Origin of the sequence: Paenibacillus sp. MB22_1 (genome assembly GCF_047200555.1) — a bacterium.
Classification (GTDB): Bacteria; Bacillota; Bacilli; order Paenibacillales; family Paenibacillaceae; genus Fontibacillus; species Fontibacillus phoenicis.
This window is the reverse complement of sequence record NZ_JBLADV010000002.1, coordinates 647,501-664,613: the sequence shown is the minus strand read 5'-3', so window position 1 is coordinate 664,613 and position 17,113 is coordinate 647,501. Positions and strand designations below refer to the sequence as shown.

At 51.6% G+C, this 17,113-nt stretch carries 14 protein-coding genes (1 of these 14 only partly in view); 12 read left to right on the top strand and 2 right to left on the bottom strand.

From position 1 onward, the window contains the following. Positions 1-293: 293 nt before the first annotated feature. Complete coding sequence (locus tag ACL02P_RS14910) at positions 294-593, bottom strand: DUF6809 family protein (RefSeq protein ID WP_016314083.1); 300 nt, start codon at positions 591-593, stop codon at positions 294-296. A 666-nt stretch (positions 594-1,259) separates the two neighbouring features. On the opposite strand from ACL02P_RS14910, the gene ACL02P_RS14905 reads away from it, so the two are divergent. From ACL02P_RS14905 to rfbD, 5 genes are all read left to right on the top strand, one after another. Then, entirely contained in the window at positions 1,260-1,457 is a 198-nt protein-coding gene (locus ACL02P_RS14905) for a hypothetical protein (RefSeq protein ID WP_036645370.1), read from the top strand. 145 nt (positions 1,458-1,602) lie between these two features. After that, positions 1,603-2,478 (top strand): UTP--glucose-1-phosphate uridylyltransferase GalU, encoded by an 876-nt coding sequence (galU, locus tag ACL02P_RS14900; RefSeq protein WP_412837571.1) that lies wholly within the window; start codon positions 1,603-1,605, stop codon positions 2,476-2,478. Positions 2,479-2,649: 171 nt separating this feature from the next. After that, positions 2,650-3,195, top strand: coding sequence for a dTDP-4-dehydrorhamnose 3,5-epimerase (gene rfbC / locus ACL02P_RS14895; RefSeq protein WP_412837570.1), 546 nt, complete (start codon positions 2,650-2,652; stop codon positions 3,193-3,195). Positions 3,196-3,228: 33 nt separating this feature from the next. Continuing rightward, positions 3,229-4,251, top strand: a complete 1,023-nt coding sequence (rfbB, locus tag ACL02P_RS14890) for a dTDP-glucose 4,6-dehydratase (protein WP_412837569.1) — start codon at positions 3,229-3,231, stop codon at positions 4,249-4,251. Next, positions 4,248-5,123, top strand: a complete 876-nt coding sequence (gene rfbD / locus ACL02P_RS14885) for a dTDP-4-dehydrorhamnose reductase (RefSeq protein WP_412837568.1) — start codon at positions 4,248-4,250, stop codon at positions 5,121-5,123. The genes rfbB and rfbD overlap by 4 nt, the downstream gene beginning before the upstream one ends. Before the next feature lie 47 nt (positions 5,124-5,170). Here rfbD and ACL02P_RS14880 read toward each other — a convergent pair whose 3' ends face one another. Next, complete coding sequence (locus ACL02P_RS14880; RefSeq protein WP_412837567.1) at positions 5,171-6,313, bottom strand: acyltransferase; 1,143 nt, start codon at positions 6,311-6,313, stop codon at positions 5,171-5,173. Between the two features lie 177 nt (positions 6,314-6,490). On the opposite strand from ACL02P_RS14880, the gene ACL02P_RS14875 reads away from it, so the two are divergent. From ACL02P_RS14875 to ACL02P_RS14845, 7 genes are all read left to right on the top strand, one after another. Then, positions 6,491-7,381, top strand: coding sequence for a phosphatidylinositol-specific phospholipase C/glycerophosphodiester phosphodiesterase family protein (locus ACL02P_RS14875; RefSeq protein ID WP_412837566.1), 891 nt, complete (start codon positions 6,491-6,493; stop codon positions 7,379-7,381). 417 nt (positions 7,382-7,798) lie between these two features. After that, positions 7,799-8,500 (top strand): heptaprenylglyceryl phosphate synthase, encoded by a 702-nt coding sequence (locus ACL02P_RS14870; RefSeq protein WP_412837565.1) that lies wholly within the window; start codon positions 7,799-7,801, stop codon positions 8,498-8,500. 49 nt (positions 8,501-8,549) lie between these two features. Then, complete coding sequence (gene pcrA, locus ACL02P_RS14865) at positions 8,550-10,928, top strand: DNA helicase PcrA (RefSeq protein ID WP_412837564.1); 2,379 nt, start codon at positions 8,550-8,552, stop codon at positions 10,926-10,928. Positions 10,929-11,314: 386 nt separating this feature from the next. Continuing rightward, entirely contained in the window at positions 11,315-13,333 is a 2,019-nt protein-coding gene (gene ligA, locus ACL02P_RS14860) for an NAD-dependent DNA ligase LigA (RefSeq protein ID WP_412837563.1), read from the top strand. A 211-nt stretch (positions 13,334-13,544) separates the two neighbouring features. After that, the gene (locus ACL02P_RS14855; RefSeq protein WP_412837562.1) at positions 13,545-14,912 is read left to right on the top strand and encodes a radical SAM protein; all 1,368 of its coding nucleotides are present in this window, start codon (positions 13,545-13,547) and stop codon (positions 14,910-14,912) included. 282 nt (positions 14,913-15,194) lie between these two features. Continuing rightward, positions 15,195-16,655 carry an ABC transporter substrate-binding protein gene (locus ACL02P_RS14850; RefSeq protein ID WP_036645378.1) on the top strand — a complete coding sequence of 487 codons (1,461 nt, stop codon included), beginning with the start codon at positions 15,195-15,197 and terminating at the stop codon, positions 16,653-16,655. A 179-nt stretch (positions 16,656-16,834) separates the two neighbouring features. After that, positions 16,835-17,113 carry the 5' end (the start) of an MFS transporter gene (locus tag ACL02P_RS14845; RefSeq protein WP_260070890.1) on the top strand. It continues 960 nt past the right edge of the window, so only the first 279 of its 1,239 coding nucleotides appear in the window; it begins with the start codon at positions 16,835-16,837; its stop codon lies beyond the right edge, outside the window.

The window sequence follows — 17,113 nt, the reverse complement described above, 5'->3', positions numbered from 1 at the left end:
AGGGAGTCCCCGTAGTTCGCGGTAGTTATACCGTAGGGGGCTCCCTTCCATAAACACAAATAGACCGCCCTCGGCAAAGGAATCGGTCTATTTGTACTGAGATCCTACACAGCCTGCCGCCCTTAAAAGCGGCTATTGCCCGGAGCCGTGCCCTGTAAGCACGGCTCCTAAATAATTACTTTCATTGTATCACAATCGATACAAAATATACACGTTTGCGAACTTTTTTGCAGAGGAGCCCAACATTACTCGTACTCATCCGATTCGCTCCTATCTTCCAAGGTTTGCGAGATTTAAGGGGTGGAAGGATGCCGGACAAGCTCATCTGTACCGGTGAGTACTTCCGTGAGGAGGGAGGCGCCAAGCCTGAAACCGTATTTAAACACTGCCATCGAATGCATGTCGTTAGCTTGTGCCTGCAGATCCATCAGGTATTCCAGTTCGCTAAATTCTTCTTCGGTCAGCTTCTTACGCCATGATTCCGTAAGCTCCGAGATTTGCCGGCATAGAGGACGATACTTCGGATCTCGGGAGACAATCATTTCGTCCGGCAAAATATGCCCGGTATAAAGCTCTTCAATCAGACTACTCATACGCATCCTCCTTATTGATAGAGAGGCAGCGCCTTGAAAGGGAGGGCAGCACATGGTAGCATATTTATGCGGCCTTCCTTTGGAGGGTTGCCTCTGGGGGGAAGTGGCGGGTTCTTTTGCGAGATTGCGCCGCTTCCCTTTACTTTTGTTCGGACAAAAGCTTCTTGATCCCCAGCCGTATCGCCTCGGTGACGGTAAGTTGATGCTTGTCACAGTAAGCGATTAAGGCGTTATAAGTTTCTTCATCAAAACGTGCCTTGATAATGTATTTCTTGGGACTTTCCGCTTTTGGCCGCCCTGTTCGTGGGCTCAGTTTACCCACCTCACTTTCTGTGCCACACAATAAATATAATATTTTGTGACACAAAAAGTCAATCCTAAAAATTCCAGAATCTTGAAGAAAAACACCCTGCAAAGACATCTGTTTTCCTATCAAATACAACTTGTGGAACGTTTGTGAATTCGCTGTTCAAAGAGGCGATAACCCTTCTTTATCGCTTATAAAAATCTTGTCGATATGCTATAATGAAAGCGTAAACAAGCGAGTTGTAGAGCGGGTTTTAGCGATGTTCAGATCGCGTTGAAAAACTAGACGATTGTAAGTTGAACCCCGTCTAAATCTCGCTTGTGCCGTAGTTTTCACAAACCTTTAGGAGGGTGAAGGTGATGTTTGAAGGTTTCCTCGAGATGCAGTCAGTCGTGACTCGTGTACACGGACAATTGGAAATTGACGGCGAACAAGAATACCGCAAAATCGAGTTCGGCACGGAACGTTTCCTGCACACGCCGGAACCGGGGAATCGGATCCGAAACGAGGAAGAGCTTCCTCAGCGCTTCACATGGCGGAGATTTTGGACTCATTAATTTCGTTCTGTTTCTAAGAAATAAAATATCTTGTGCCTTAAGTCGGGCTCGGGGGAATCCCCGGGTCTTTTTTGCTAACCGTCAACTTGGAGTATGATATAATGATACTAGATAGATCATTTAAGAACGAGGGAGTCACAATTTCATGAAAATCCGCAAAGCCATCATTCCCGCGGCCGGGCTGGGAACGCGTTTCCTGCCTGCCACGAAAGCCATGCCCAAAGAAATGCTGCCCATCGTCGATAAGCCGACGATTCAATATATTGTAGAGGAAGCCGTGGCTTCGGGGATCGAGGATATTATTATTGTAACCGGTAAAGGGAAACGGGCGATTGAGGACCACTTTGACGCTTCATTTGAACTAGAGTATAACCTTAACGAGAAGGGCAAGTACCAATTGCTTGAAGAGGTCCGCAAATCATCGGAAATGGCGGATATTCATTACATTCGTCAGAAGGAACCAAAAGGTCTTGGACATGCCATTTGGTGTGCGCGCAAGTTCGTCGGTGACGAGCCCTTCGCGGTATTGCTTGGCGATGATATTGTGGAGTCGGAAGTCCCTTGCCTGAAGCAGATGATCGATGTATATAGTGAACATCAGGCTTCCATCGTAGGGGTTCAACCGGTGAGCTGGGATGAGGTATCCCGTTACGGGATCGTTGATCCGGTGGCGGTTCGGGATCGCGTCTACGAGGCGAAGCAACTGGTGGAAAAGCCAGAGGTTGGCCAAGCCCCATCCAATCTGGCGATTATGGGACGTTATATTTTAACACCCGCGATTTTTGACATCCTGGACAACCAGCGCATTGGAGTTAACGGAGAAATCCAGTTAACCGACGCCATTTCGCGGCTCGGCGAAACTGAACGAGTATTGGCCTACCACTTCGAAGGCACCCGCCACGATGTCGGCGAGAAGTTGGGCTTCATCAAGACTTCGATCCACTACGCCCTCGAAAATCCGGAGCTTCGCGATGAGTTAATTAAATATATGTCAGAGATTGTCTTGGATAGCTTAAACTAACAAAAAGCCGGCCTTTCCTTAAAGGAGAGACCGGTTTTTTCATTTGTGTCGGAGTGATCAGCCTATATCCTATCATCGCCGTAACGGGCAAATCATCGTCTGACTATAATGTATTTAGCATCATTCACACGATGGATCTTTACATTATGTCCTGTTGGGAGGTCCCAGGCGATGAAAGTCACACCTTTGGAACTAGAGGGTCTCTATTTGCTTGAACCAATCGTGCACGGGGATCACCGGGGTTATTTTATGGAGACATATAATGAAGCAATCCTTCAACGGCTTGGTCTACAAGTTCGGTTTGTTCAGGATAATCACTCCTTATCGAAGGAGAAAGGTGTCATTCGCGGACTGCATTATCAGCTGCCCCCCAAAGCCCAGACGAAGCTGGTTCGCGTGTTAGCAGGAGCGATCTATGATGTAGTGGTTGATCTTCGACGTCAATCTCCCACATTCGGAAAGTGGATTGGTATCATCCTCAGCGAGGAAAATAAACGCCAGTTATTCGTCCCCAAAGGTTTTGCCCACGGGTTTTGTACGTTAACACCAAACACGCAGGTTTTTTATAAAGTTGATGAGTTTTATGCGCCAGAGTATGATCGCGGCATTCGTTGGGATGATCCCTCGCTGCAAATTGATTGGCCGGTTAGTGACCCTGTGCTTTCGGATAAAGATCGGTCGCATCCGGATTTCAAGTACGCGGAACTAGGATTTTAAGGGGGACACTTTGAATAGGAGGCTTGTTGGAACATGAAATTGCTTGTGACCGGCGGTGCCGGATTTATCGGCAGCAATTTTATAAGGTATATGTTGAAGCATCATCCGGATTACCGTGTGGTGAATGTGGACGCCCTGACTTATGCAGGTAATTTGGAAAATCTTCAGTCCGTGGAGAATCATCCGAATTATTCGTTTGTTCGTGCTGATATTACGGATATCGCCATAATGGACGCTTTGATCGGCCAAGGGATTGATGTCATCGTTAACTTTGCAGCTGAGTCACATGTAGACCGGAGCATTACAGATCCAAGTGTATTTGTTAGAACCAATGTGTTAGGGACTCAAGTTCTTCTGGACGCAGCTAAAAAATATAAGGTGTCCAAATTTGTGCAAATTTCAACGGATGAGGTGTACGGTTCGCTGGGGGCTACGGGGCTTTTTACGGAAGAGACGCCGCTCATGCCAAACAGCCCTTACTCGGCGAGCAAAGCCGGCGGTGATCTGCTGGTGCGGGCTTATCATGTAACCTATGGCCTTCCGGTCAATATCACGAGATGTTCCAACAACTACGGTCCTTACCAGTTTCCGGAGAAGCTGATTCCACTCATGCTCTCAAAGGCGTTGGCTGACGAAGGGCTCCCCGTTTATGGGGATGGAATGAACGTTCGAGATTGGCTTTACGTTGAAGATCACTGTAGTGCGATTGATCTGGTCATACATCAGGGGCGTAACGGTGAAGTTTACAATATCGGCGGATATAACGAACGGACCAATTTGGAGATCGTACGTACAATATTGAAACAACTCGGCAAACCGGAATCCTTGATCACGTTTGTTCAGGATCGTCCTGGGCATGATCGGCGATATGGGATCGACTCTTCCAAGACCATGAAAGAATTAGGATGGAAGCCCAAATATTCCTTCGAAAATGGGATTCAGGAAACGATCGATTGGTACCTGAACAACAAAGAATGGTGGACCCGAATTCAAACAGGGGCTTACCAGGACTATTACACCAAACAATACAAGAATCGCATGGGTGAACATTCATGAAAGTTCTCGTAACCGGAGCCGGCGGGCAGTTGGGCCAAGATATCGTGAGATTGCTGGAGAACGCAGGCCATCAGGTCTTGAAGAGCGATCGGGATTCGTTGGATATTACCGATTTCTCGTTGTGCCTGGAACTTGTGCAAAAATTGAAACCGGGAGCTATTATTCACTGTGCGGCGTATACTGCGGTGGACCAAGCGGAAAACGATATCGATACGGCATATGCGGTGAATGCCGTAGGAACACGAAACATGGTGTTAGCTGCAGAGCGGGTGAAGGCGAAGTTTTGTTATATCAGTACTGACTACGTTTTTGATGGAACAAACAGTTCTCCTTACCGGGAATACGACAATACCAATCCGCAAAGTGTTTATGGGAAGTCGAAACGAGCCGGAGAGATCTTGGTTCAAAGCTTATCATCCGCCTTTTTTATTGTGCGAACTTCGTGGCTGTACGGCATCCATGGCCATAATTTTGTATATAGCATGCTTAAGCTTGGTAAAGAGAAGCCAACCCTTCACGTGGTAAATGACCAAAAGGGCTCACCTACCTATACCGTTGATTTAGCAGCGTTCCTGGTGCAATTGATTCAAACCGAAAAATATGGGATATACCATGCCAGCAATTTAGGAGAATGTACGTGGTATGAGTTTGCAAGGGCTATTTTTGAGGAAGCGTTAAAGATTCTTGGTGAAAATTACGCGGTGCAAGTAGAGCCCTGTACGACTGAGGAGTTTCCGCGTCCAGCTCCTCGTCCTCGAAATTCGGTCATGGATCATATGGCTATACGTACCAACGGACTGCAGGATTTACGCCCTTGGCGTGACGCTTTGCGCGCGTACTTACTAGAAATAAAGACTAACCAAGGAGGTTAAATTCCAGGCTAGTCTTATTTAACGAAGAAAATCGAAATATCAACCCCTCACCCTGCCATTCCTCGATCCGTGCCAACAGGAACCTTCCGCCAACGCCCCCTCATTTTGCGGTAACTGATGCACAAGCTTATGCTGACACAGGCGCACAGGATAAATGAAATCAGAGTTTGAGCGTATACGCCAAGGCCGCCGAGATAATTCAAAGCTAGTAGATTTGTATATCGCAAAATAAAGGCATGCACCAGATAGGCGCCAAAGGAATATTTGCCAATGAGGTTTAATACGAGTCCCGCCTTGGTGGGCCGGGTGAGCAGGCGTTGTACCCCATAAAAAAGAAACGGAAGCATCGCGAGCGTGGCCAACAGCATCAGCGGCTTAAGCGGCCCTGTAACGTTGGCACTAGCCAGGTAGTCGCCAGCTGCCGCGCCTTGGTTGATGGCGGCTATTTTGGTGCCTATATAGATCAAGAAAAGTACAGTAAGCGCAAGGCTGATGCCCCAGAGGGAGCGTACGGCTTTTTTCCAGCGTTCATAGTACAAGCCGACTAATCCTCCCAATACAAAATAAAACGTCCAGAACAGAAAGTTACGGTCCAGGTAGCGATAGAGGGTGTTCAGGATAGGTTGATCCGATTGAAAAACGCCCTTCGCCAGCGCCTCCAACAAGAACAAGTTGGCTGCCAGGAACGCTAAAGTTACAGCCAGGTTCATCGGAGCCGGCCGCTTACCGGACAGAAACAGGCGGAACACGGGAAACAGCAGATAGAACGGGATAATCATGACCATAAACCACAAGTGATACGAGGCTTTTCCCGTTAGAGCCAGCTCCAGCACATGAAGAAGGTCCTTCAAATGGATGAAAACGGCATCTCCGCTGCGAAGACTCACCCATATATAGTAGAAGACCGTCCAAAACAGATAGGGGAGGACGACCTGCTGCCCTCTTCTTTTTAAGAAACGTCCATATTGAAAGGATCGGTCGTAATTATAAAACAACACCACGCCCGTGATAAACACAAAGAGCGGTACAGCGAACCGAATCAATCCCAGAAAGGTTGTCCCTAAGCCGACGGATAACGGCGACATGTCGGGTTGAACAAACAAGCCGGCAATGGCGTGCTGCAGCACGACCGCTAAGAAGGCGATCCCGCGAAGCGCTTCAATCTCTTCCAGTTTTGTCTTTCTCTCCATAATGTCCTCCATAGGGGTTTGGCATAGAAAGACCATAAAGAAAATGTGCGCATTCGTCAACCGTATTCCTGAATCTACCGGAACTCTATGACGTTGTGAGATATGCTATAATGACCATTGACAATAAACGACATTTTTTAGGTCGAACACCTCCAAGTAGAATAGGATCATATACTCATGAAAAATAAACTTTTCTACAACCTCCTGCTGATCTTGGGCATCGTGCTGCTGGCGCTAAGCTGGCTGCCGGAGACGCCAAAGTCGGAGGAAGATGGCTTTCGAGCCCATCGTATGGTCGCGCACGCTATGGGCGGGATCGAAGGTCTGACGTATACGAACACTTATGACGCCTTTCTCGTAAACTATGATCAAGGCTTCCGCGTGTTTGAAGTCGATTTGCTGCTCAGCAGTGAAGGCAGACTCGTGGCGCGTCATGAGTGGGGAGAGAGCTTCACCCGGCAATTAGGGCAGGAGGACGAGTTGGCAGCGGATCGACAAGGTGCGGTTCTGAGCTACGCCGAGTTTAAGGCGGCGAAAATTCAAGGTGTGTACGAGCCGTTGGATTGGGACGATGTGCTGGAGTTGATGGAGCAGTACCCGGATGTGTATATCATCACGGATACCAAGCAGTCCAGCCCGGAAGAAATTCAACAGATTTTTACCCAGATCGTTGATCAGGCCAAGGCGAAGGACCCAGAGCTCTTGGAGCGGGTGGTGCCGCAAATCTATAACCGCGAAATGTGGGAACCGGTCCAAGCGATTTATCCGTTTGAGTCGGTGATTTTTACGTTATATCAAACGCATGATACCGACGAGGAAGTGGTGGCTTTTGCGGAGGATAAGCATCTCGCAGCCGTCACCATGTCGGATAACAGGGCGAACGCACAGCTGATCGAGGAGCTCAACCGGATTGGCGTGCCTTCTTACATCCATACGATTAACGACCTGAAGACCATGGCCAAGTTCAAAAGGATGGGGGCTTACGGGTTCTACACTGACTTTTTGACGGAGGCAGATTTGGCAAAAAACACGGGAATGCTGTCCTTAGTAAACGGATTTGCGTGGTAAAAAACGTATCATGAAGGGGATCTCATAGAGGTTGCAGGTCGTCCGCTCTCTTCTCAAGATTATCCCTTTGCATCAGGGAGTGAGGAAGTGATCCGCTCTCCAGTCAGCCTCATCTACAAGATCTCCTCTATGATCACACCAGCTAGACCTCACCCGTCTGAACGAAAGGGATAATCGCGCAAAGAGGCGCCAAAAAGGTTATAAGGAACATCATAGAGCCGCAAGAACTGCGGCGTTTTTGTGTTCGCATCGGACGCGAACATTGACAGGGTACCCCCGGTAACATAGACTAGAAACAGAACTGGAAATCTAGTCATGAACAGTAGTCATATATCAGATGGATGAGAGAGCGGGGCGGAGCGAAAAGCCCCGTTTTTCGCGGTCCTTCTGCTGAATTTATCGTTGGAGGAATGGAAATTGAAGCAGATGATATCTGGCTGGCGGCATGTGTTTAAGCTGGATCCCGACCGTCAGCTGGACGATCGGTCACTGGAAGCGGTGTGTCTGTCGGGGACAGATGCTGTGATGATCGGCGGATCGAGCGGGGTGACCTATGACAATACGGTGGACCTGCTGTCTCGCGTGCGTTGCTTTGAGGTTCCTTGCGTGTTGGAGATTTCCAATCTTGAGGCGGTCGTACCGGGATTCGACCTTTATATGATTCCGATCGTGCTGAATGCAGGACATCAAGATTGGATCATCGGGCATCATGCCAAGGCAATCGAGCAGTACGGGCACCTGATTCCTTGGGAAATGCTCGTGCCGGAAGGCTATCTCGTGCTCAATCCGGAGGCGACGGTCGCTAAGGTAACGAAGGCGCAAGCCCTATTGGAGCCGGTGTCAGTCCGGTCATACGCCCAAGTGGCGGATCGTTTGCTTCAGCTTCCGATTGTCTATTTGGAATATAGCGGGCAGATCGGAGATTTTGAGTTAGTAGCGGACGTAAGGCGGACACTGGATCAAGCCCATCTATTCTATGGCGGCGGGATCGTGGATGCGGAAACGGCGTGCCGCGCAGCTGCCGTGAGCGATACGGTGGTTGTCGGCAACGCGGTGTACGATAATCTGGAGCGGGCGCTGGAAACGGTAGCGGCGGTGAAGGATACCGCTAAGAAATAAAGGTGCACAATGACGATAAGAAGATGTTTCTATGGAAGGAGCAAGTTTGATGCAACCTGTGAACATACAAGAGGCGGTAAGCCGCCTGAATCCGCAGCAAAGACAAGCCGTTGAGGCGACCGAAGGGCCGCTTCTGATTATGGCCGGCGCAGGCAGCGGCAAGACGCGCGTGCTAACGCACCGCATCGCCTACCTGATCGCAACGCGCAAAGCTCCGCCGTGGGCGATTCTTGCGATTACGTTTACGAACAAAGCCGCCCGTGAAATGCAGGATCGGGTATCTCGATTAGTAGGCGGTCCGGAGGGACGGGACATTTGGGTGTCTACGTTTCACTCGATGTGCGTACGCATTTTGCGGCGGGATATTGAGCGGATCGGGTTCACCTCCAACTTCTCCATCCTGGATTCCACGGATCAGCTGTCGGTCATTCGCAACTGCATGAAAGAACAGAACATCGACACGAAGAAATTTGAGCCGAAGGCGGTTCAAGCGGCCATCAGCACAGCGAAGAACGAATTGATCACGCCGCAGCAGTATGAGCAGAAGATCGGCGATTATTTTGAAGGCATCGTGGCGAAGATTTATGCCCAATACCAGAGACAGCTGCGCCAAAACAACTCCCTGGACTTCGACGACCTGATTATGAAGACCATCGAATTGTTTAAAGCAGCGCCGGATGTGCTCGATTTTTATCAGAAAAAATTCCAATACATCCACGTGGACGAATACCAGGATACGAACCGTGCACAGTATATGCTGTGCCGGATGCTCGCGGACAAGCATCACCGCATCTGCGTCGTTGGCGACAGCGACCAGTCGATCTATCGTTGGCGCGGGGCGGATATCAGCAATATCCTGAATTTCGAGAAGGATTATCCTGAGGCCAAGACGATTCTGCTGGAGCAGAACTACCGTTCCACGTCGACGATTCTGAACGCGGCCAACGAAGTCATTGGACATAACACCGGACGCAAGCCGAAGAAGCTGTGGACGGACAAGGCCGGCGGGGACAAGATCAAGGTGTACCGTGCGGAAACGGAGCATGACGAGGGGTATTTTGTTACAACGGAAATTCATAATAGCGTCAAAAGCGGGCGTAACTACCGCGATCATGCGATTTTGTACCGGACCAACGCGCAGTCCCGGGTCATCGAGGAAATTCTGATCAAATCGGATATCCCGTACCAGATCGTGGGCGGTATCAAGTTCTATGACCGCAAAGAGATCAAGGACTTGCTCGCCTACCTGCGCGTGCTGTCCAACCCGGATGATGATATCAGCTTGACGCGGATCATCAACGTGCCCAAACGGGGCATCGGCGATACGACCGTGGCCAAGCTGGCAGATGCTGCAGCGCAGCGAGGGACGTCGATCTACCGCGTGCTTGAGGTTGTGGACGATCTGGGGTTTGCCGGGCGGACGCGGAATGCGTTGGTTGAGTTTTTTGACATGATTCATGGGTTGCATCAGATGGTCCCGTATTTGTTTGTTACGGAGTTGACGGAAAAGCTGCTGGAAGTCACCCAATACCGGCTGGAGCTGCAAAATGAAAATACGCTCGAAGCACGCTCGCGGCTGGAGAACATCGACGAGTTCCTCTCCGTTACGATGGAATTCGAGAACAATAATGAAGACAAGTCACTGGTTTCCTTCCTGACGGATCTGGCGCTGATCGCCGATATCGACAGCATGAACGATAACAGTGACGCGGAGAAACCAAACGACGACGCGGTTGTGCTGATGACGATGCACAGCGCGAAGGGGTTGGAGTTCCCTGTCGTGTTCATCATCGGCATGGAGGAAGGCGTCTTCCCGCATAGCCGGGCGTTCCTCGATAACGAGGAACTGGAGGAAGAGCGCCGCTTGGCGTACGTGGGCATCACCCGCGCCGAGGAGAAGCTGTACCTCTCGTGCGCGCAGATGCGCACGCTGTTCGGCCGCACGACGGCGAATCCGCCGTCCCGGTTCCTCGATGAAATCCCCGAGGAACTCAAGGAGGACGGCGGTCGCGTGCCGCGCGACCGCTACGGCCGGGGCGCCGGCGTGGGCGGCGCCTACAGCGGCCGCGGCTTCAGCAGCGCCGGCGGCGGCAACTTCGGCCGCCCGGCCACGGACGCGGCCGGCGGCCCATGGGGCCGGTCCGCTGCTGCGCCTAGCGGACCGGCCGGGCGCGGCACCGCCGCTCCGATGCGGAGCGGCGTGACCGTGACCGGCGGCGGCGCGTCAGGAGCCGCCGCCAAGACCGCCCCCGGCGATTTCAGCGCCGGGGACAAGGTCGCCCACGCCAAGTGGGGCGTGGGCACGGTCGTTGCCATCAAAGGCACCGGCAACGACACGGAGCTGCAGATCGCTTTCCCCGCACCGGTGGGGGTCAAGCGGCTGCTGGCCGGATTCGCTCCGATCACGAAGGTGACCGACGGCGAGTGACCGATGGCGGATAACCGAGTATATTTGCCTCAATCCGGGGAAGGTTGAGGAGAATAGAGGTGGGGTGGGCTCCATCAGTAGAAAATAAGGGTAATTTATGTCCTTATGATCATTGAATCGGGCCTTCCTCGTGAAATAAGACCATTTTATGTTCTTATTTTGCTCCTATGGCCCAGATTTGCTTGGATTGGCTAGGGATAGCGCCATATTTTTCCCTTATTCCCCGCAAACTAGCGTATTCCCGATAAATAGCGGTAAAAAATACCCTTAAGATCATGGGCGGCACATAGTGCACTTGCCCCAATCGCTTAACCTACGGAGTGAACCCAATCGGGTTCCTCCGTTGCTATACATAACATACCTGCATGAAGGAGGGTTGTCCCTGCATGGATGCGATGCAAAGGATGGAGCAGCTCGTTGAGCAGCTGAACCGCTACAACTATCATTACTACACCTTGGACGAGCCGATCATCAGCGACAAAGAATACGACCAGTTGTATGATGAACTGACCGCGCTGGAGGCGGAGACGGGGATCACCCTGCCTGATTCGCCGACGGGGCGCGTAGGCGGCGAACTGCTGGAGGGCTTCAAGCCGCACCGCCATCTGGCTCCGCTGTGGAGCTTGGACAAAGCGCAAAACGAAGAGCAGTTGCTGAACTGGAACAACCGGGTTCTCAAGCTGATCGCCGACTACAACAGCAAAAACCCAACTACACCGCTGCCAGATCCGACCTACGTGGTCGAGCTGAAATTTGACGGGTTGACGCTCAATCTCACCTATACCGATGGACACCTTGTTCAGGCGGCGACCCGGGGGAACGGTGTTGTGGGCGAGGGGATCTTGCCCCAAGTCAAAACGATCAAATCCGTGCCGCTGACGATTCCTTACCGCGAAGGGACGATCGAGGTGCAAGGCGAGGGCATCATGAATCTATCGGTGCTCGCCAAATATAACGAGACGGCAGCGGAGCCGCTGAAGAACGCCCGGAATGCCGCTGCCGGCGCTTTGCGCAACTTGAACCCGCGGACAACGGCGGAGCGGAAGCTCAATGCATTTTTCTATAATGTGGGGTATTCGGACAACCTGAAATTCCAGGATCATCGGGAAATGATGGCCTTCCTGAAGGAGAATCGTTTCAAGGTGAACCCTTATGTCACCTACCATGACAGCTTTGACAAGGTGATCGGAGCGCTTCATGAAATCGTGGAAAAGCGTCCGACCCTCGATTACCTCATCGACGGGGCCGTCATCAAAATCACCGATATGCGCACACGCGAAGTGCTGGGATATACGGACAAGTTCCCGCGCTGGGCGGTGGCTTTCAAATTTGAAGCGGAAGAGACGACAACGATATTGGAGTCCGTCTCTTGGAACGTCGGGCGAACCGGGAAAATCACGCCGCTGGCCAAAGTCGAACCGGTGGAGCTGGCCGGCGTCACCGTCCAAAACTGTACGCTCAACAACATCGGCGATATCGAACGCAAAAACTTGAAGTACGCTTTGGGCACCCGCGTATTCATCCGTCGGTCCAACGATGTCATTCCGGAAATTCTCGGCAAAGTGCCGGATGAACCGGAAGGCGGGGAGATCATCTACCCTGAGGTTTGCCCGGCCTGCGGTACACCGCTGGAGCAGCGGGGCGCGCATTTGTTCTGTAACAACCGCTTGGGCTGCAAACCGCAAATTGTGGCGCGGATTACGCATTTTGCCTCCCGGGACGCCATGGATATTGAGACGTTCAGTGAGAAAACCGCCGAGCAGCTGCACGATGAGCTGAACCTTCGGGAGCCGGCTGATCTGTATACGTTGACGTTTGATGACCTAATCAAGCTGGAGCGCTTTGGCGAAAAGAAAGCCAACAAACTCCTCCAGGCGATCGAGGTGAGCAAAGGGCGCGATCTGGCTTCCTTCTTGTTCGCGTTGGGCATTCCGAACACCGGTAAATCGACGACCAAGGTGCTGGCCGATCATTTCGGCAGCCTGGAAGCGGTAATGTCCGCCACTACGGAAGAGCTGACGGCTCTGCCGGACATCGGCGGGATTGTGGCCGACAGCATTGTGAACTTCTTTGCCGATCCGTTCTATCAGGCGGGCATCCGCAAAATGCTGGACCTTGGCGTTTCGCCGAAGGCTCCGGTTAAGTCGGCCGCACCGGTGACGGGCTCCTTCTTCTCCGGCAAAACGGTCGTGCTGACGGGCACGCTGCATCAGATGAGCCGGGACGAAGCAACCGAACGGCTTGAGGCGCTGGGCGCCAAGGTGACCGGCAGTGTATCGAAGAAGACCGATCTGGTCATCGCCGGCGAGAAGGCCGGCAGCAAGCTGGCGAAAGCCCAGGAGCTGGGCATCCCGGTCATCGAAGACGAGAACGAGTTGATCCGGCTGTTAAACGAAAGCGAATAGAAATCAGAACGCATAGAGAGCTTACACCAATTCCTTTTCCTATCCCTGAGCACATCTGCGGACATCCGCGGGTGGGTTCGGGGATTTTTTTGCGGCCAGCGATCACAAAAGTGACGAGAATCATGGCAAACCAGCGGCGTTTTCTTCATCATAGGGCGGTGGACCGGAGGGTTCGATAGTTAAATATCATCATAAAAAGGATGGAGAACACATGAATCACGATGCGTTACAGTGGAAGCCTTCGCGCTTTAATGCGCACAGCGAAACCGATGACGGCGGACTGATGCTGTACAACAGCTACACCGGGGCGATTGCCGCCTGTTCGCCTGCCGAACGGAATCAGGTTCTGGAGTGGCTGACCCCGGCCGCGCCCGTTCCTGAACCTGCGCCTCCGCTGTACGAATCGCTGATTGAACAGGGATTCCTTGTCCCCGGCGATACGGACGAATTGCGGCGTGCCTTGTTCCTGCATCAATCCATGCATGTGCAGGATGCGATGCATCTGGTATTACTGGTGACGGAGGCGTGCAATTTCCGTTGCACGTATTGTTATGAATCGTTTCCTCGGGCGACGATGCGCGAGGAGGTGATCCGGGGGCTGGAGGCTTATATGGCTGAGCGCGCCCGCACGCTGAAGCAGCTGACGATCAGCTGGCACGGCGGAGAGCCGCTGTTGGTCCCGCATGTCATTGAACGATTATCCCGTTCGTTCATGGCCGCCTGCGAGGCAAACGGAGCGGTATACAGCGCGGAAATGTCGACAAACGGATATTATTTGACACGTGACAGATTCGAGCAGATGCTGGATCTTCGCGTGGAGCGATTTATGGTGACGCTGGATGGAGAAGGCGAAACGCACAACGCCCGCCGCGGCCTGAACGGAGGCGGGGACACCTACCAAACCATCGTAAATAATTTAATGTCATTAAAAGAGGTAGACCGGCCGTTTGAAATCAATTTGCGCGTGAACTTCGATAACAGCAATCTGGAGGAGGTTTCCCGGTTCATCCCGGTGCTGCGCGATTTATTTGGGGATGATCCGCGGTTTAAAGTTTATTTTCGCCCCGTTGGGTGTATGGGCGGGGAGAACGATCTCAATCTGCCGGTATGCGATGAGCGAACGAAAGATCGCAGCATTTGGGCTTTCAACGAGCAAGCGATCGCTGAAGGGCTTACGGTCAGTTCGTTTATCTCGGATATTTTGCTGCCAACGGGAGCGGTTTGTTATGCGGCGAAGCCCAACTCCTTGATTGTTGGATCGGACGGTATGCTGTATAAGTGCTCGGTTGCACTGGAGCAGGACAATAACCGCTTAGGCCGGATTTATGAGGACGGCACGATGGATCTCGATGTTGACAAGCTGGCGCTGTGGACGACTTCCGGCGAGGAGACGGATGAGAAATGCCAGGCTTGTTTCTTCCGGCCGGCCTGCCAAGGGAACCACTGCCCGCTGTACCGGATGCGGACGGGGAATCGCCCTTGCTCTTATGAGAAACGTCAAATCAAAAAGACCTTGCGCACGATTTGGCTGCAAGCGCAGCGGGAAGCGACGGCTCCTACTTCCGAAGCTTTGTCTTAACGGCGTTGGGGGGCGCCTAGTTCCTGTACACCCTAGCAAGGAGGTGATAGGCATGAAGGTCATCCGTTCCGCGGCACAGCCCGCACACGTCAAAACCGGCCGGGTATCCAAATCCGTTCCGGGTAACCTGAGCTAATCTGATCTCGCTCACCTATAGACCGATTCTCAAGGCAGGTAGCTGCAAAGAGGATCGGTTTTTTTTACCAAAATATGAAACTATCACTACTTACATACGTTATTATCATAGAGTCATCATTAAAAAACATTCATTTGGAGGTCGTAATGAAGAGGGACAAGTTCATGAAGGGGCTGCTGATTGTACTGGCCTGCATGCTGTTTGCAGGTTGTACCAGCCGCCCTGCGCAGGAGAAGGAGCAAACGTCGAGCTTTAAAATCATGTTTTGGGATGAACAGTACTTTTTTCAGCAATACGGTGATTTATTCGCGATCGGGCACCCGAACGTAAATATCGAAGTGGTCAACATGAACAGCATCTACAACAGCTCGAATGGTGAGCAGATCGATTATGAGAAAGCCTTCTCTGATTTCCTCGAGAAAGAACAGCCGGACGTCATCCTATTGGACTCCAGCAACTACGAGAAATTCGTGAATGATGGGAAGCTCATGGAACTGGATACGTTCATCGCGCGGGATAAATATGATACGGAGAGCATTTATCCGGCGCTCATCGAATTGCTGAAGGAGAAAGGCGGCGGCAAGTTATACGGGCTGGCTCCGACCTTTAGCGGCAACGCGATTTTTTATAACGCCGATTTGTTTGCGAAATATGGTATCGAACTTCCGCATGACGGGATGACCTGGCAGGAAATTCTCGACTTGGCGCGTCGCTTCCCAACGGAAGGGGATAAGGATACCCGCGTCTATGGATTTGGAGTGCAATACGGGATGTCGATGGAAAATCTGGCCTCGTACATTGCATCCGCCCAGGGGTTGCAGTTCTTGAATCCGGACACGATGAAGGTAACGATCAATACGGATTCCTGGAAACAAACGTATAAGCTGGCGATGGATGCAATTGACTCCAAAGCGATTTATATTCCCGACGAAAATGGCTTCCAAGGCGGGACGATGGAAGAGTACTATAAGAGCCGGCCTTTCTTGATGGGACGGGTGGCTATGTCTGTGGAAAGCCCCTACTTATTGCAAGACATGAAGCAGGCTCAGGATGTCATTACAGATTACAAGCCATTCCAGCTTGGTGTTGCTGCCGGGCCGGTGGATCCTGCCGATCCTCAGACGACACGGTCTTTGTACTTTAGCGATATCTTCGCGATCCGGGCCAATTCGCCAAATGCGGATGCGGCATGGGAGTTTATCAAGTTTATTAATGGTGAAGAATTCGCCAGGGTCAAATCCAGAACGTTGAATAACGGATTGCTGTCCCGGATGGGGATTTCCACCGAATACAACGGGGTCAACCTGGAGGCTTTCTATAAACTGAAACCGAAGTTCGATTCGAATTCAAGCCGCGACTACGCGAAAATACCAGACGATTTCTATATGCAATACCAGCCGATTCTGGAGCGAGAGATGAAGCTAGCTCAGGAGAAGAAGAAATCGATTGATGAAGCCCTGCAAACAGTGCAGGATGAGGCTCAAGCGTTGTTGGACAAGGCGTTGAAGGATGAAGCGGCGAAGAAGGGCACTGAAGGTAACGCGGAATCCGACGCGTCCGGAGTAACAACGGAGGGTGCGGAGACGTCCGAGAGCTCGGGTCAATAGTGGGGTGGCCTGGCCCCCATTCATTTTGAGGGTGATTCCTTGCGGAAGCAGGGATCGGCCCTCTTTTTTTGCGTAACCTGAAATTTCGGAAGATTGCCATCATTCCGGTCGATTGCTTGGGGTTTTGCGGGAGGGTTATATCGTATAATTTTCAAAAGAAAACGGTTGAGGAGAACGACATGCCAAATAAGCCAACAATGCCAAATGTGCCAAATGCAAAATGGGTCATCAACCTCCTGGTCTTCATCTGCTTTATGGATTTATTTATCCAGCTTCCGGTTATGGGACCTCTAGCGCTGAGCCTTGGGGCGAGTTCGTTTCAAATCGGGCTTGCCGTGGGGATGTACTCCCTGACCAATATGATAGGGAACATGCTGGCGGGGTTCTGGATTGACCGGTATGGAGGGAAAAAAGTTCTGCTCGCCGGTTTGGTTTCGACGGCCGGAATTCTGTTGCTG

What these genes read in the sequence shown, in the direction of transcription:
- ligA (WP_412837563.1), top strand. Translation starts at nt 11,315, where the DNA reads ATGGATGCGATGCAAAGGATGGAGCAGCTCGTTGAGCAGCTGAACCGC.
- rfbB (WP_412837569.1), top strand. Translation starts at nt 3,229, where the DNA reads ATGAAATTGCTTGTGACCGGCGGTGCCGGATTTATCGGCAGCAATTTT.
- ACL02P_RS14910 (WP_016314083.1), bottom strand. Translation starts at nt 593, where the DNA reads ATGAGTAGTCTGATTGAAGAGCTTTATACCGGGCATATTTTGCCGGAC.
- rfbD (WP_412837568.1), top strand. Translation starts at nt 4,248, where the DNA reads ATGAAAGTTCTCGTAACCGGAGCCGGCGGGCAGTTGGGCCAAGATATC.
- galU (WP_412837571.1), top strand. Translation starts at nt 1,603, where the DNA reads ATGAAAATCCGCAAAGCCATCATTCCCGCGGCCGGGCTGGGAACGCGT.
- rfbC (WP_412837570.1), top strand. Translation starts at nt 2,650, where the DNA reads ATGAAAGTCACACCTTTGGAACTAGAGGGTCTCTATTTGCTTGAACCA.
- ACL02P_RS14855 (WP_412837562.1), top strand. Translation starts at nt 13,545, where the DNA reads ATGAATCACGATGCGTTACAGTGGAAGCCTTCGCGCTTTAATGCGCAC.
- ACL02P_RS14850 (WP_036645378.1), top strand. Translation starts at nt 15,195, where the DNA reads ATGAAGAGGGACAAGTTCATGAAGGGGCTGCTGATTGTACTGGCCTGC.
- ACL02P_RS14875 (WP_412837566.1), top strand. Translation starts at nt 6,491, where the DNA reads ATGAAAAATAAACTTTTCTACAACCTCCTGCTGATCTTGGGCATCGTG.
- pcrA (WP_412837564.1), top strand. Translation starts at nt 8,550, where the DNA reads ATGCAACCTGTGAACATACAAGAGGCGGTAAGCCGCCTGAATCCGCAG.
- ACL02P_RS14905 (WP_036645370.1), top strand. Translation starts at nt 1,260, where the DNA reads ATGTTTGAAGGTTTCCTCGAGATGCAGTCAGTCGTGACTCGTGTACAC.
- ACL02P_RS14880 (WP_412837567.1), bottom strand. Translation starts at nt 6,313, where the DNA reads ATGGAGAGAAAGACAAAACTGGAAGAGATTGAAGCGCTTCGCGGGATC.